This is a genomic window from Thalassospira sp. A40-3, from assembly GCF_015871485.1.
GTDB classification, from domain to species: domain Bacteria; phylum Pseudomonadota; class Alphaproteobacteria; order Rhodospirillales; family Thalassospiraceae; genus Thalassospira; species Thalassospira tepidiphila.
Genome location: NZ_CP065428.1, coordinates 1,009,410 through 1,023,991 on the forward strand (window position 1 = coordinate 1,009,410; position 14,582 = coordinate 1,023,991).

Annotated in this window: 15 protein-coding genes; 4 read left to right on the forward strand and 11 right to left on the reverse strand. The window is 56.3% G+C overall.

What is annotated here, in order from left to right; genetic code table 11:
- Nucleotides 1-35: 35 nt before the first annotated feature.
- From greB to IT893_RS04525, 5 genes are all read right to left on the reverse strand, one after another.
- On the reverse strand, nt 36-533 hold the full coding sequence (greB, locus tag IT893_RS04505; protein ID WP_197146971.1) for a transcription elongation factor GreB: 498 nt from the start codon (nt 531-533) through the stop codon (nt 36-38).
- Between the two features lie 102 nt (nt 534-635).
- Nucleotides 636-1,913, reverse strand: coding sequence for an MFS transporter (locus tag IT893_RS04510; RefSeq protein ID WP_252724078.1), 1,278 nt, complete (start codon nt 1,911-1,913; stop codon nt 636-638).
- A gap of 134 nt (nt 1,914-2,047) precedes the next feature.
- Nucleotides 2,048-2,950: a LysR family transcriptional regulator gene (locus tag IT893_RS04515; RefSeq protein WP_197146972.1), complete on the reverse strand. Its 903-nt coding sequence runs from the start codon at nt 2,948-2,950 to the stop codon at nt 2,048-2,050.
- A 92-nt stretch (nt 2,951-3,042) separates the two neighbouring features.
- Nucleotides 3,043-4,218 carry a DUF3095 domain-containing protein gene (locus tag IT893_RS04520; protein WP_197146973.1) on the reverse strand — a complete coding sequence of 392 codons (1,176 nt, stop codon included), beginning with the start codon at nt 4,216-4,218 and terminating at the stop codon, nt 3,043-3,045.
- A 55-nt stretch (nt 4,219-4,273) separates the two neighbouring features.
- Nucleotides 4,274-4,492 carry a SlyX family protein gene (locus IT893_RS04525; RefSeq protein WP_197146974.1) on the reverse strand — a complete coding sequence of 73 codons (219 nt, stop codon included), beginning with the start codon at nt 4,490-4,492 and terminating at the stop codon, nt 4,274-4,276.
- Nucleotides 4,493-4,603: 111 nt separating this feature from the next.
- On the opposite strand from IT893_RS04525, the gene IT893_RS04530 reads away from it, so the two are divergent.
- Complete coding sequence (locus IT893_RS04530) at nt 4,604-5,149, forward strand: trans-aconitate 2-methyltransferase (protein WP_197146975.1); 546 nt, start codon at nt 4,604-4,606, stop codon at nt 5,147-5,149.
- 29 nt (nt 5,150-5,178) lie between these two features.
- Here the strand turns inward: IT893_RS04530 and IT893_RS04535 are convergent, their stop codons facing one another.
- From IT893_RS04535 to IT893_RS04545, 3 genes are all read right to left on the reverse strand, one after another.
- Complete coding sequence (locus IT893_RS04535) at nt 5,179-5,430, reverse strand: GDCCVxC domain-containing (seleno)protein (RefSeq protein ID WP_197146976.1); 252 nt, start codon at nt 5,428-5,430, stop codon at nt 5,179-5,181.
- The gene (locus tag IT893_RS04540; protein WP_197146977.1) at nt 5,417-6,301 is read right to left on the reverse strand and encodes an NAD(P)-dependent oxidoreductase; all 885 of its coding nucleotides are present in this window, start codon (nt 6,299-6,301) and stop codon (nt 5,417-5,419) included. Before IT893_RS04540 ends, IT893_RS04535 begins: the two co-directional genes overlap by 14 nt.
- A gap of 274 nt (nt 6,302-6,575) precedes the next feature.
- Complete coding sequence (locus IT893_RS04545) at nt 6,576-6,989, reverse strand: tellurite resistance TerB family protein (protein WP_008890260.1); 414 nt, start codon at nt 6,987-6,989, stop codon at nt 6,576-6,578.
- Nucleotides 6,990-7,354: 365 nt separating this feature from the next.
- Between IT893_RS04545 and IT893_RS04550 the strand changes: the two genes are divergently transcribed.
- Entirely contained in the window at nt 7,355-10,483 is a 3,129-nt protein-coding gene (locus IT893_RS04550) for an EAL domain-containing protein (protein ID WP_252724079.1), read from the forward strand.
- 81 nt (nt 10,484-10,564) lie between these two features.
- Here the strand turns inward: IT893_RS04550 and IT893_RS04555 are convergent, their stop codons facing one another.
- The 3 genes from IT893_RS04555 to IT893_RS04565 all read right to left on the reverse strand — a co-directional run bounded on the left by IT893_RS04555 (nt 10,565) and on the right by IT893_RS04565 (nt 12,888).
- On the reverse strand, nt 10,565-11,209 hold the full coding sequence (locus IT893_RS04555; protein ID WP_008890258.1) for a Crp/Fnr family transcriptional regulator: 645 nt from the start codon (nt 11,207-11,209) through the stop codon (nt 10,565-10,567).
- A gap of 200 nt (nt 11,210-11,409) precedes the next feature.
- Nucleotides 11,410-11,856: a DUF2946 family protein gene (locus IT893_RS04560; RefSeq protein ID WP_064781777.1), complete on the reverse strand. Its 447-nt coding sequence runs from the start codon at nt 11,854-11,856 to the stop codon at nt 11,410-11,412.
- 141 nt (nt 11,857-11,997) lie between these two features.
- On the reverse strand, nt 11,998-12,888 hold the full coding sequence (locus IT893_RS04565) for a DMT family transporter (protein ID WP_197146978.1): 891 nt from the start codon (nt 12,886-12,888) through the stop codon (nt 11,998-12,000).
- Between the two features lie 102 nt (nt 12,889-12,990).
- Between IT893_RS04565 and IT893_RS04570 the strand changes: the two genes are divergently transcribed.
- Nucleotides 12,991-13,890 carry a LysR substrate-binding domain-containing protein gene (locus tag IT893_RS04570; RefSeq protein WP_064781779.1) on the forward strand — a complete coding sequence of 300 codons (900 nt, stop codon included), beginning with the start codon at nt 12,991-12,993 and terminating at the stop codon, nt 13,888-13,890.
- Nucleotides 13,891-14,000: 110 nt separating this feature from the next.
- Nucleotides 14,001-14,570, forward strand: a complete 570-nt coding sequence (locus IT893_RS04575; RefSeq protein ID WP_252724080.1) for an HdeD family acid-resistance protein — start codon at nt 14,001-14,003, stop codon at nt 14,568-14,570.
- Nucleotides 14,571-14,582 lie beyond the last annotated feature (12 nt).

The window sequence follows — 14,582 nt, forward strand, 5'->3', positions numbered from 1 at the left end:
TTGATAATCGCTAAATTGCTAATTTATTGCAAGTTTTACAATTTTGGCGAGTTATCGCGCGGGTAATTGATCTCAAGGACTTCGAGTTCGTCTTCGCCGGACGGTGTGCGGACCGTCACCACATCGCCGACACCCGATTTCATCAGGGCGCGGGCCACCGGGGAGATCCAGCTGATTTTGCCATTGAGGCTATCGGCTTCGTCCTCGCCGACAATGCGGATGGTTTTTTCTTCGTCGCGGGCATTCACATAGGTGACGGTGGCGCCAAAGAAGATGTGGGCGTGATCGGGTTGTTCATCAGAGCGGACAACGACGGCATCTTCGATCCGCTTGCGCAGATAACGCACACGGCGATCAATTTCACGCAAACGCTTTTTGCCATAGATGTAATCCCCGTTTTCCGAACGGTCGCCATTGCCCGCCGCCCAATGGACAACGGCCACGACTTCCGGCCGTTCCTTTTTCCAAAGGTGGTCGAGTTCGGATTTAAGGGCGTCTAGCCCTTCGGGGGTGATGTAAATCGGTCTGTCCATGGTCTGCGTTTTAACGCAAAGCCGATGGTTGGAAAAGAGGACAAAAAAGCAGCGCCCGAATAGTGCCGGGCGCTGCTTTGATTTGTGAAACGCGCGGCGAACCTATGCCTTGGCCGTGGCGCGCAGTTCCCTGTCATCAATGGGCATATGGACGATGGCGGCAAAGACGCCAAGGGCCACCGATGCCCACCAGACCGCATCGAAATTGCCGGTCAGGTCATAGACAATGCCGCCCATCCATGCGCCAAAGAATGCGCCGATCTGGTGGGACAGCATGACAATGCCAAACAGGGTCGCCATGTAACGCGGGCCAAAGACCTGTGCGATCAGGCCACTGGTCAGCGGCACGGTCGAAAGCCAAAGTGCGCCCATCGATGCCGAAAACAGCAAGATGGTTTCAGATGTTTTGGGTGCAAAGATAAAGATCACAATCACCAGCGCACGCATGCCGTAAATAAACGACAGGCCATATTTCTTGCGCCATTTGCCGCCCGCCCAACCGGCGGTCAGCGTGCCGACAATGTTAAACAGACCGATCAACGCCAGACCCTCGGCCGCAACCGAACGGGGCAAGCCGCAAAGCTCGGTAAAGGTCGGAAGGTGGGTGGCGATCACCGCGATATGAAAGCCACAGACAAAGAAACCGGCATTGAGCAACGCAAAGCCGCGATGTTTGCGGGCTTCGTGGAACGCGGCGGCCAAGCCCTGCGGACCCAGATCGGGGGTGGCGGTCGGGCTGTTGCCTTCGGCCTTGCCGGTCATGGCAAAGGCGGCCGGGATGATCAGCATCGAAATAGCAGCGAGGATAACAAGCGCCGATACATAGCCAAGCGAGCTGTTGAGCGCCTGGGTGGTCGGGGCCATCACCAACTGACCAACTGAACCACCGGCGGATGCCAGACCCAATGCGAAGCTTCGCTTTTCATTGCTGAAAACGCGGCTGATCGCGGCCAGAACAACCGGGAAGCTGGTGGCGCCAACCCCGGTGCCAATCAGGAAGCCTGCGGTCAGGTGCAACTCGCCCGGGGATTGCGACGTTCCCATCATGTAAAGGCCAGCACCGTAAACCGCAGCCCCGCCAATCAGGGTGCGCGTGGTGCCATAGCGGTCGGCAAGCGCACCGGCGATCGGGGCGGAAATACCCCACATCAGGTTTTGAATGGCAAAGGCCAGACCAAAGGTGGCAGCGTTCCAGCCCGTGTCATTGAGCATATCGGGGATAAACAGGCCAAGGGACTGACGCACACCAAGGTTTAACGACAACACAAGGCAGCCAGAAAGCAGAACCAGCCACGGGAACCATTTTTTCGCCCGCATGAGGGTCATGCGTGTGGGGCTTTGTGGCGGCGGAATTTGGGGCGAGCTTTGAGTGGGGCTCATAGACGATCCTCCGAGAGGGATTATTGTTTGGTGGCGATATTGAACGCGGGGGCGCTATGCGTCCAATTCATTCGGATTATGATGCTGATAACATTTCTGCATGGGGGGTGTCGGATGCTTTGCCGGCATTGGGTTCAGACCCTAATCACCAGTTCGCCAACCTTGTCGATCATATCGTCAAGATCAGAACTTGATGCGCGGCGGATCAGGGTGATGGCCATGCCCCAGTTCATGCCGGGAATATCAAGGATCTTGATCCGGTTTGCGGCCGGGCTGTGCTGGCAAAACCGCCGCGCCATGATCCCGTAACCCGCGCCGGCTGCGACCATTTCGATCTGTAATTCAAGGGCGGAGACCTCTAGCACGGATGTAAATTCGACCCCGTTTTTATGCGCCCATGCATTGCCAAGCGCACGGAACGTACATCCTTCGGGCATCAGGATCATCGGGTGTTTGGCAAGTTCTTTGATGGTTGTCGGATGGGGACGGGCTGATTTCGGGCCGATGGCAACGATTTCATCATCCAGCAGGGTCTGCGGCGACAGACTTGCCGGCAGATCGCGGGTTTGTACCCCGCCAACAATGCCGTTTGGGCCATCAAGCGACAGCATGGCATCAATTTCACCCCGACGCAGAAGCGGAAGAAGTTCCGCTGACCAGCCGCTTTTGATCGAAAGCGACATATCCGGGAAGGCCTGATGCAGGGAACGGAGTTCTTGGGCTGCCAAAAGCGGGGCGGCCCCGTGGCTTACGCCCAGTCGAAACGGGCCGTGGCGTTTGGTGTTGCCAAGAACCGAGTCACTGAAACCTTCAAGGCGGCGCAACAGATCGCGTGCCTCGGTAAGCGCCCGGTGCCCGGCGATGGTCGGTTGCAAGGGCTTGGTGGCGCGGTCAAACAGGCTTTTGCCAATGCGTTCTTCAAGGCGCTGAATACGGCGGGTCACCGCCGGTTGCGTCAGGCCAAGGCGATCCGCCGCACCGTGAAAGGATTGCGCGTCTGCAACGGCGATAAGGGTTTCAAGCTCGCGGGTGTCCATGGGGCTATCCTGATCCGTTCGGGATCAGGGAAGTGTCCGGGATAATTCATGGCCATGCAAGAAATCTATTGTCGCGTCACAATCGATGCGTTTCACGCATTGGTCGATGATGCGCCAAGGACCGGATCGCGCTTTCTTTTTGCCTTGAACGCGGTGGCCGCCGCGGTATAGCCGCCTTCGCCGCCATCAAGAAAATGGAAATGCGCATCACTTGTGATGGAGGGCACGATGCAGGTCATAATCGCGCTGCGTTGGCGATGGGTGCCAAAATGAACATCGCCTTGCAGTTCTGCCGCATGCAAAAGGGCTTCGACTTCCTCGGCACGGGTCAAACTGCAATTCACCGTCATCCACAGCCCATCACCGAATTTGCGAAAGTCGGTATTATAGCCGGTGTAATCGCGATAGCGCCGTGGATCAAACGCGCCCAGTTTCCAGCCGGTTTTCATCAGGATGGCCGCGATCAGCGCGATATAAAGCGCCTTCAGCCATGCTTTGATATAACCGCCTTCCTTGTGTTTGGTGGCCTCTGCCTCAAGATGCATGCCAGGCGGCGGGAAGGCGACACCGGGCCCGTCTTCGGGGATCGGGTTGCTTTTGCGCGGGCTGTCATCGAGAATGGCAAACAGGGTGCGCACCGTTTCATCAAAACGGCCCGGGTTGTCGCGCGGGGCAACAATGAGTGACAAGATAACATCTGAGTCCTCGGCACGGATGGGTGACCAGCGGCAAGACAATCCGGTTAAATCCGGGCGGGTGCCCGGTGGTGCCGGCGTAATCAGGTTATGGCCCTGTTTCATTTGGTCTTCGGCCCATTGCAGGCCGCGCCCGTTGAACATGGCATAGGAAACCGGCTTGGACACCGCATAGCGGGCAACGCGCACGTTACGACCGGTGGCACGGATGTCGCCAATCCGAACCAGCCCGACCCGCAATTCAAGATCGAGTGTTTCAAGGGCCCATGTGGCTGTGGCGGCCATCGCATCGCGCACGCCGTCAATCTGATCCGGGGGGCATGCGAAACTTGCTCCATCACCGCCAAACAGAAACGGAAAATCTGAATGGCCAAGCACATTGCTGACCGCGCAGATTACCGACGCCCCGACCATATTGACGTCCTTGTACCGACCGGCTTCGACCGCCTTGGTCGATCCAACGACGTCGGATGTACCCACCCACCAGTCATCTGGCAGGGTATGATACACCGTGCCATCAAGGACCTTTACGAAGTCGTCAAAGGTCGGTATGTCGAGATAAAGGTTGGTCAAATCGATCTTTCATTGGCAGGCACGATCGCCAGAAACCAGCAAACCCTGCGTGCCATCAATAATGCGGCGGTGGTGCGTCGTCTTCGGGTGCTGTACGCAGGAAATCGATCATGCGTTTAATATCGGACGACATTAATTTGTTCTGACGTTCAAGCAGATCGATGCGATCCCACTGTTTCTTGATCATGTCGGACAGATCGGTGACGACGGTTTCCATGTGGGCAAGCTGTATTTCAAGCTCGTTTATGCGGGTGTCGGTTTCTTCGTGGCTCATTCCGGTATCTTCTGCAAATGTGTTCAATTGGCTGTGTATGCCGTGACTTGCGATGTGCGCATGCCTGTGGCACCACTGCGCGGCACGGACCCTAACATATCTGGATGGTTGATGACTGATTTATCCGTACTGGCCCTTGTCGGCATTATTTTGGCGCTGATTGCGGGATATGCAATCCGTCTAAAGGCCGTTCCGATGCCGACATCGGCCAAGGCAGCCGACGAAATCATCGCCTATATCCCCGGTGATACCAAGGCGGTGACGGATTTTGGGTCGGGCTGGGGGGATCTGGCACTGGCGATTGCGCGCGCAAGGCCGGAGGTCAGGGTAACCGGTATCGAGCTCTCGCCAATCCCCTATGCCATCAGCCGGATGCGGGCGGTTTTGGCCGCACGACCCAACCTTGATTTCATCCGGGGTGATTTTAAAACCCTTGATCGCGATCCGGGCGACGTTGTGGTGTGTTTTCTTGATCCACGGGTGATGGGCGATGTTGGCGATGTGCTCGATCAGCGCATGGCAAATGGCGGCATTTTGATATCGCGCGCCTTTGCCATTCCGGGTTGGCAGGCGTTTGGCGAAGTGCCGATGAAAACCGGATCGGACCACCTTTATCTATATCGGATCGGCAGTCACAAGCCGGGCATTGTTGCCTGATCTGGGTTGCCTAATTTGGCCAGAGCAGCTTAGTTACCATGCCCGCAACAGCCACCGTCTTCCCCGCGCCCATGCAACTGGATCGGCGGGCAGGGGACGGTGCCATACGAACAGAAAACACAGCAATCACCAGCCTTGGGACGAAGAACAGCGCCACATCCCTTGCAGTCATAAAAGTACTGGCAGGCGTCGGTCGGCATGGTTTCGCTTTCGACATGCCCGCATTCGGGGCAGGTCAGAACCGAAACCAGTTCGACATGATCAGCGTCAGTCTTCTTCATAGACTTTGATCAATGCTGAATGATCGAGATCGCCATGGCCCATGTCGATCAATTCGTCATAAAGTTCCATGGCAAGACGGGTGATGGGCAGTTCGACCCCCAGTTCGCCTTCGGAAAATTCAAGCGCCTGGAACAGGTCCTTGCGCTGGGTGACGACCTTGCCGCCCGGTTCGAAATTACGTTCGATCATGCGTTCGCCGTGCTTTTGCAGGATGGCGGAATCGGCAAAGCCACCGGTTAGCGCAGATCGCAATTTATCAAGATCGACACCGGCTTCATCGGCCATGGAAAAGGCTTCGGCAACCGCACCAATGGTGATGCCGACAATCATCTGATTGGCCGCCTTGGCAATCTGGCCGGAACTGACATCACCGACATGGGTAACGCGCGAACCAAGGACATCAAACACCCGATGGGCACGTTCGAAATCTTCGGGCGATGCACCGACCATGATGGAAAGGGTGCCGTTCTCGGCCCCGTGGGTGCCGCCGGAAACCGGGGCGTCAATCCATGTGCCGCCGGCTTCTTCGACCACATCAGCAAAGCGCCGTGTGGCTTCGACCGACGTTGTGCCCATGTCGATGACGATGGTGCCTTCTTCGAGGCCGTCGATAATGCCGTCTTCGCCCAGAAGCACATTTTCAAGTGCGGGCGTATTGGCAACACAGATGATGACGATATCGGCCTCGGCCACGGCATCGGCCGGGGTGCCGGCAGTCGCAATGCCAAGGTCTTCGAAGGCGTTGAGCGTTTCGGGATTACGGGTATTGACGGTCAGGACTGCACCGGCCTTTTCAAGATTGAGCGCCATCGGACGCCCCATCAATCCAAGTCCGATAAAGGCAATGTTTTCCCCGGAAAGAGCGGTCATGACGGCGATCCCTTTGTGTGACGGTAGCGATATCTGAATTGGCGACGCAAAAATGGCCCGCGCCCATTGGCCCGAAACCGGCAAGTTTTGTTGGCTGGGTCCTGTCCCATTATGGATGACCAACAGCAGCAATTTCAGGGCGTAACGCCCAAAATGCGCGTTGGGTTCCACAAATTCGATCAGACAGGCCCAACACGAAGTTGGAATGCTGAATTAACCGTTTTTCACTCAACGAGGCCGTGCTGGCAAGGTGCCGCGGCCGTCGTTGCAAACATCAAAAATCACCGGGCCGGACATAGCGCGCCGCCATGGCGCGTTCGATGGCCGATCCGACCAACCGGTCAATATCAAGCCGGTGGCGAAGCAATTCAAGAATGCGGAGTTCTTCCTGGCTGATTTCACTGTCGGACAGGACAATTTCACAGGCAAACACATACGCGGTTTCGCGCAGTTTGCGCGGCAGGGCATCGCGGATCATATCCAGCGTGCGGTCCATGCCGTCTTCTTCGCCCAGCAGCTTGGCGCAGTCGCGCGCAACACTGGTGACGCCATCATTGTCAAATCCGGCAAAAATCGGAAGATAACGGACCCGGCGGCCCATCGCGGAAAGTTCGGCGTCGGTGATATCGTTATCGGCGGCCGATACCATAACCATTGTGTAGATCAAGGCGTCCTGATGCGAAATCACGTTGGTTACTCCTTATCGAGGATGGTTCCCTGAAACGCTTTTATCCGGACTTTGACGTTGGGATCCGGACAGTGTGAAAACCACCGAGCCGAGCGATGGTATGCCGATAAACTTCCCCGGGCAACAGTTAACCGATGAATTTTCAAGGATTTTAAGGATTACGTAGTGAAATCGCGTTCATTCTGTCGGCACCGGTCGCGCGGGCGTTGAAAGCCGTGAAAAAGGCGGCATGCGCGACCAAAAGAACAAAAAATGAAGCTGCTACAAAAATACAAGCAAAATGATTGGGGTGGTGGCTCTCGTCGGGGAAAATTTGGCTTTGCACTGCATGGGGTAGCAGTTATGGTCGCGCAGCGACAACAAACATGACGAATAAAGCCGCTATGGGAGACATCAACGCAATCGATTCCGTCGGTATGTTGACGGCGTTGATCAGCCACCTGTGTTTGCCGTCTGGAGCATATGATCCAGACGAAGGACGACTGCTCGTAAATTCAGCATGGCGCGAAGCCTATGACGAGAGTGTACAGGTCGGTGAATGGGTTTCTCCGGACGCAGTTGAAGGTTTGTCGGAACCGCTGGCCGAACTTTCCGCGCGGCTTTTTGATATTGGCGGCTACCATTATATAGAATGCGGGTTCCGGGATTCTGCATGCGTGTTGTTCGGCTGGAAGCTGAGCATCGGTCGGCGCACCTATATCCGCTTTACAACCATTGAAGCCACCGTTTCATCGGGCATCGGATCGTTGATTTCACCGCAACCGGTGTTGCTGGTGGAAACCAACGGTCGCCTGCGCAGCACCAATTGCGCAGCAGAGCAGCTTGCCCTTGAAATGGGCATGGCATCGCCGCTTGATCTGATGCATCCAAGCGACCAGCGCCCGCTGGTCAGTGACGAAGGTCCGCAATTTGACACCGACAGTCCGCGCACCGTCCATTACGGGCAGCGGTTCTTCCAGTGGCAATATATCACGCTGGAAAATTCGGGCTGTCTGGTGCTGTTTGGTCAGGAACGCACGCGCGAGGAAAGCTATCGCCGTGCCCTTGAACATGCGGTGCATGGTATTATCGAGCTGAATGCTGAAGGCACGATTACCAATGTGAACGAAGAAACCGCGTCACTGTTCAATTATGATTCCGTACGCGAAGTGACCCAGGCCTATTTTCGCCATCCCGAAACCTTTTATGCCAGCGACAGCGACCGCATTCAGCTGCGTCGTGATCTTGCATCCGGCAAGGGGGTTCAGGCCCGCGATATTGAAATGCGCCGAGCCGATGGCAGCCAGATCTGGGTGCGGGTGAATGCCACCGAAATTCGTGGCGAAGGCGGAATGCTGCTGGGCTATAGCGTTACCATCACCGACATTACCAAGAACCGTCAGGCGGAATATGATCTGCGTCGGCGTCAGGAACGCTATCGCGCCTTGGTTCAGACGGCGGGCAGCGTCATCCTGTTCCTCGATGCCGAGGGGCGCATTCTGGAATATAACCGCGAATGCGAATGGACGTTCGGCTATTCCTGGATGGAGGCGGCAGGTCAGAACTTCTTTGACTTTTTGCTGGTTGAAGAAGACCGGGCGCGTGTTCGGATGGCAGTGCGCCGGTTGCTGTCGGGCGAAATCATCAAGGATGAGGTCCTTTCATTCAAGCGCCGCGACGGTGAAACCCGCCTGTTGCAATGGAATGCGCGCGCGCATTTCGGCGAAGATGGCGATGTTGCCGGTGTGATCTGTATCGGTCAGGACGTGACAGAAAAACTGTCGGTCGAACGAGCACTCCGCCATGCCGAGGAAAAATTCCGCGGTATTTTCGAAAATTCGGCAGAAGGCCTGTTTCAAAGTATTCCGCTTGGCCCGATCCTGTCGGCCAACCCGGCCTTTGCATCCATCTTGGGCTATGACGCGGTCGAAAGTCTGATTGCCAAGGAGCATGACTGGGCGTTTCATTATCTGAACCCGGTCAATCGTTTGCGGTTTATCGGCCGGTTGCTGCGCGATGGAATTGTGCAGGGCTTTGAAACCGAGATGCGCCGCGAAGACGGCAAAATCATCTGGGTCGAGGAAAATGCCCGTCTTGTCCGCGATGAGAAGGGCCGTCCGACCCTCATTGACGGATCGATCACCGATATTACCGATCGCAAACGCAGCGAAGCGCGCATTCAGTTCCTTGCCCATCATGACGGCTTGACCGGGCTTCCGAACCGGACCCTGTTCCAGGAACGGCTGGCGGCGGCCGTTGCGCGCAGCAAACGCGAACGCTGCCACTTTGTCCTGATGATGTTTGATCTTGATAACTTCAAGGACATCAACGACACGCTTGGCCATCCGATTGGCGATCTGCTTTTGCAGGGGGTTGGCGAACGTATGCGGGTTTGCCTGCGCAACGAGGATGTGGTCGCGCGTCTTGGCGGTGATGAATTCGCAGTTCTGATCCACGAGCCGGGCTCGGTCGAGGAAGTGACCTTTGTCGCCCAGCGCCTGATCGAACGCATTTCCGAACGTTTCATGCTGGATGGCAATGAAGTGCAGGCATCGACCTCGGTCGGGATTTGCATGTATCCGCAGGATGGTCGCGATGAAAAGGACCTGCTACGCAATGCGGATCTGGCGCTTTATTGTTCCAAGGCCGAGGGGCGCAATCGCTATCACTTCTTTGAACCGAAACTTCAGGTCGAGGTTCAGGAACGCAAGGCGATGGAACGCGATCTGAGCCATGCGATTGAAAATGACGAGCTGGAGCTGTTCTATCAGCCGATCATTGATATCGTCGGTCATCGCATCATCGGCATGGAAGCACTGGTGCGCTGGTTCAGCCCGTCACGCGGCCAGGTCAGCCCGGTTGATTTTATCCCGGTGGCTGAACGCATGGGCATCATTGCCGATATCGGCAAATGGGTGCTGAAACGTGCCTGCGAACAGACCAAGGCATGGCGCGATGCCGGCTATGGCCAATTGACCATATCGGTCAATCTTTCGCCGCTTGAACTGGCCCGTCACGAAGACCTGATTGAAAGTGTCGGCGAAGTGCTTTCGCGCACGGAACTTGATCCCCATCAGTTGCAGTTCGAGGTGACCGAGGGGGCCGTGATGGACAATCCGCGCGAAGCCGCCATCACGCTTGGTATCCTGCGAAATCAGGGCATTCGCATTGCGATTGATGATTTCGGGACGGGGTATTCGTCGCTGGCCTATCTCAAACGCTTCCCGGTGGACAAGATCAAGATCGACCGGTCCTTCATCATTGATATCGACAGTTCTGATGGCAATGCCGCGATTGTGCGCGCGGTTGTGTTCCTGGCGCGATCATTTGGCATGGCGGTCAATGTCGAAGGCATTGAAACCGAAACCCAGCTTGAACATATCGCGTCCGAGGGTGTCGATGAAGTTCAGGGCTTCTATTTCAGCAAGCCGATCAGTGCCAGCGATATGGAAAGTCTGCTTAAGGCCAACCTGACCTCGCCCGCCCGTTTCCCGGTTGCCCAACCCAGTTCATAATCAGCATTAGTGTTGGTCCAAAAGAAAACGCACCGGAACGGTATCCCGGTGCGTTTGTTGTTTGATGATCGTGACGGCCAGTTATGCCGCGGATTGCTGTTGCGGGTCGCCTGCGACCTTGCACAGCTTGTCGCGATCGATCCGCATGGTCGATGGCATGCGCGGGTTTCGGGTGATTGCGCCCTCACGCCTCAGATTGGCGATCATGCGACTAGCCGTTTCGGTCGTGGTCGCAACGATATTGCCAAGCTTTTCACGGTTGGGCAGCGATACCAGATCATTGTGGGCAGACCACAACAGGAACCGGCAAATCCGGCGCATGGCCGATCCGGTGCCAAAACTGATCTTAAGCTGCTGACCATCCATGACCTCGCTTGCCAGAAGAGATGTCACAGCCGATTGCGTGCGGGCATCGTTTTGCTGGGCAAGACGGATCCGCTGGATCGGGATGCGTTTGATTACCGAGGGTGCGATGGTTTCAATCACAAGCGACGGGTCGGTCACCGCCAGCATTTCAAGGCCGATCGGATCGCCAGGGCGATAAACCCGGCAGACCTGCCTTTCCCCCTGTTCAGTGTATTTGCAGCGCAGTGCTAACCCGGACTGCACAATGTAAACATATGTGTGGTCCTGGCTGTGATGTCCGATGCTGGCATCGGATGGCAAAGTCAAAACGGCGGGTTCGGCAAGTTTTTCCAATACAAGCAAGGCGTCGTCTTTGTTCATGGGGATCTCCCATTGGCAACCTTACAGATACGCGGCAATGCCGTCGCGTATCGACACCAGTCTGTGAACCGGGATGTCCCGGAAGTCGCCGGCTTTACCGGCTGGCATGGGATGATGATCGGATAGAACCACGTCCGTCAGATACAGTTGTGGCGTAAAACCGCCAACAAGGCCCTGAAAGACAGTGCTTGGAAATCCGGTCAGATGGCGACCGGCGGTGCGCGCGGGGATGCGGCAATCGGGCAGAAATCGTGCAGACGTGCCGTAATGTGAAGGGCCGTGACCTTATTAGACAGCCGGATCCGATGGATCAACGGTAATTCAGGTTCAACCGGCATGCCGACCACGTGGTTGCCAAGGCCGCAACTGGCGCACTGGAAGCCATCAAAGGCGTCGGAACTGTGCGGATTGGCAGTGCGATCTGCGGCAAGGTCGGCTGGAACCGAAATGGTTTTGATGCCATTTGCGGTACAGATAATCAGCGGGACATAGGTCTGGGAAACTTCCGTGTTCGACGTCGGCACTGTTTCAAGGGCGACAGGCGCGTGCATGAACCCGAAAAACAGCGCGTTGACCAGCAACAGCCACGCCACACAAAGTGACAGGGTGCGTCGTGCAACCAAGCTGTTGAGCGGTGTGAAATACACGGGTTTCCATCCAGATTGGATAAGGTCTGGAATTTGATAGACCCTTGAAACCCCCATGTCAAAGCATCGAATTGTGAACCCGTTATCAGTTTTTCTTTATAATCGTTCTGATATGCCGGGCCAGGCCCGGCACACCCTTGGCTACGCCGTTGCCTTGCGGGCCGATCTTGCCATGGAAATGCGCAACATAACCACACCGGTTATCGCCACCGCGCCGCCGATCAGGGTCAGGATATCGGGCGTAATACCGTTTAGAGTCCATGCCAGCACAACGGCAATGGGTGGCACCAGATATAAAAAGTTTGCCGCCGATGCCGGCCCGAAATGGCCGATTGCGATGCTCCAGGTGGCATAGCCAAGGGATGCGGAAACAAGACCAAGGAACAACACCGCCGAAATCACCGAAACCGAAGCCACACTGATTTGTGCCATCCCGTCGGGCAACCAGGGTGTTAGCCATAGCGCACCGGTGATCAGTGTCCAGCAGGTGCAGGTGGCCGGGCCATATCGCGCAATCACCCCACGCACCAGAACGAAATAGGTGGCTGACAGCATGGATGCCAGCAAGATCAACGAACTGCCATTGCCAAAACGCATCGGGCCGGGTTGACCAACGGCGATCAGGACAACGCCGGAAAAACTCACCGCTGTGGCAATCCAGGCACCAATCCCGAACCGGTCACGCAGAAACACTGTCGCGAGCATCGCCGTCCAGATCGGTAATGTATTGATGATAAAGCTTGCCGCGCCCGGTGATACCGTTTGCTGCCCGGTATTGAGCAACCAGTTATAGATGCTGATGCCAAGCGCACCGCCCAATCCAAGCCGTGCAAGATCAACCAGCTTGGGCATTTCCGGGCGTTTGATCGCAAGCCAGATCACAGCCGGACAGGCCGCCAGTGTAAAGCGCACAGCGGCAAGGGGCAGGGGATCAAGCCCCGAAAGCGCAACCCCGATCAACGGAAAGGCCGCCGCCCAGGACAGAACCGTAATCAGGGCACAGGCAAGGCCCAAAGTGGCTTGTGAGAACATCAGCATTCCCCTCGTTCTATGCGAATGAATTTGTCTTCTGTCTTGCTGATAGCGCGATCATGAGTGTTGACATAGAACATAGCTTGGGGATCAGATGTGCATATGGTGCACAGCAATGACCTTTCCCTTCCGCCTCTTGCGCTTTTGCCCGCGGTGATGGCCGCGGCGCGCAACGGGTCCTTTTCGGCCGCCGCCAGTGAAATGGGTGTGACGCATAGCGTGATCAGCCGCCATGTTGCACAGGTCGAACAATGGCTTGGCTATGATTTGTTTGAACGCTATGGCCGCGGGGTGCGCCCGACGCCTGATGGGCAACGGTTTTTGCGCGAAACACAGGCGGCGATTGATCTTTTGTCGCAAGGCGCGCAGCCCTGGCGGCAACGCCGTGGACCGGATGTCATCAAAATAAGTTTGCTGCCATCTTATGCCCGGATCTGGTTCCTTAAGCTTGTGCCCGAGATCGAGCGTGATCTGAATGTGCGGCTTGAACTTGAAATTACCGAACGGCTGGCCGATTTCGATGGCGGGCAGACCGACATCGCCATTCGCTGTGGCAAGGGACAATGGCCGGGTACCAAATCAAGCTTGCTGTTTGCCGATGATCTGGTGCCGCTGATTTCCCCCAAGCTCCTCGGCGGGCTCGAACCGCAAAGCCTTGATGCAGATGCAATTGCCAACCTTCCGCTTTTAAATGACAGCGACGCGACCGGGTGGCGGCATTGGTTGGCCGAACATGGGGTTAAGTATCGGCCCAAGCCATCTGATCGCCGCTTAGAGGATTACAGTGTCGGGCTGTCTGCGGCGGATGCCGGCCTTGGTGTGATTTTGGCCCGCCTGCCGTTTGCGCGCACGGCAATTGGAAATCACGACCTGATCATGCTGCCTTTCGCACCGGTTCGAAGCCCGCTTGCGACGTTTTTGGTGCAGCCGGCCTATGACCAGCGCCCGGCTGTGCGTGCGGTGGCAGAGCGCCTGATCACGGCGGCAAAGGCCTGTGATTAAGATCAGCCCCTTGGGAACTTGTCCTATTCGACAGGCGTTAGATGGGCTATAATTTGCAGCAATTTCAGGTTGATATTGCCGCGATCCACAGCAGTCAGGAGCACCCTACCATGACCTTGATCGTTAATGACGGAACGCCGGAAATGCATGGCCTTTTGGAAAAGGGGCGCAAACGGCTGCGCAACGTCGGCGTGGTGATGCTGATCCTTGGCGTACTGGCGGTGGCCTTTCCCTTTGTCACGACAATTGCCTTTAAAACCGTGATTGGCTGGCTGTTCCTGTTTGGGGCGCTTGGTCATTTTTACGGGGCCTGGAATGCCGATACCCCGACACGGCGCAGCCTTGATGTCGTTCAGGGGATTGTCTTTGCCCTGATTGGCGGCTGGCTGGCCTTCATGCCAGAAGGTGGCATTGTGACACTGACCGTGTTGCTGGCGATTGCCTTTTTGCTGCACGGGATTTTTGAAACCCTGATGGCGCTGTGGCTCAAACAGTTTCCGGGCTGGAAGTGGATGCTGGTTTCTGGCGGGATTTCGGTTCTGGCCGGTGTCCTGATCTTTGCCGAACTGCCAAGCTCCGCCACCTGGGCGATTGGTCTGTTGATTGGCATCAATTTGTTGTCGTCGGGTTTCAGTTATCTGATGGTATCGATGGCGATGGGCAAGGTTTCGCAGGCCTGAAAACCATAAACA

Coding starts and splice junctions, on each gene's coding strand:
- greB (WP_197146971.1), bottom strand. CDS start 533: ATGGACAGACCGATTTACATCACCCCCGAAGGGCTAGACGCCCTTAAA.
- IT893_RS04510 (WP_252724078.1), bottom strand. CDS start 1,913: ATGAGCCCCACTCAAAGCTCGCCCCAAATTCCGCCGCCACAAAGCCCC.
- IT893_RS04515 (WP_197146972.1), bottom strand. CDS start 2,950: ATGGACACCCGCGAGCTTGAAACCCTTATCGCCGTTGCAGACGCGCAA.
- IT893_RS04525 (WP_197146974.1), bottom strand. CDS start 4,492: ATGAGCCACGAAGAAACCGACACCCGCATAAACGAGCTTGAAATACAG.
- IT893_RS04530 (WP_197146975.1), top strand. CDS start 4,604: ATGACTGATTTATCCGTACTGGCCCTTGTCGGCATTATTTTGGCGCTG.
- IT893_RS04535 (WP_197146976.1), bottom strand. CDS start 5,430: ATGAAGAAGACTGACGCTGATCATGTCGAACTGGTTTCGGTTCTGACC.
- IT893_RS04540 (WP_197146977.1), bottom strand. CDS start 6,301: ATGACCGCTCTTTCCGGGGAAAACATTGCCTTTATCGGACTTGGATTG.
- IT893_RS04550 (WP_252724079.1), top strand. CDS start 7,355: ATGACGAATAAAGCCGCTATGGGAGACATCAACGCAATCGATTCCGTC.
- IT893_RS04555 (WP_008890258.1), bottom strand. CDS start 11,209: ATGAACAAAGACGACGCCTTGCTTGTATTGGAAAAACTTGCCGAACCC.
- IT893_RS04565 (WP_197146978.1), bottom strand. CDS start 12,888: ATGTTCTCACAAGCCACTTTGGGCCTTGCCTGTGCCCTGATTACGGTT.
- IT893_RS04570 (WP_064781779.1), top strand. CDS start 12,991: ATGGTGCACAGCAATGACCTTTCCCTTCCGCCTCTTGCGCTTTTGCCC.
- IT893_RS04575 (WP_252724080.1), top strand. CDS start 14,001: ATGACCTTGATCGTTAATGACGGAACGCCGGAAATGCATGGCCTTTTG.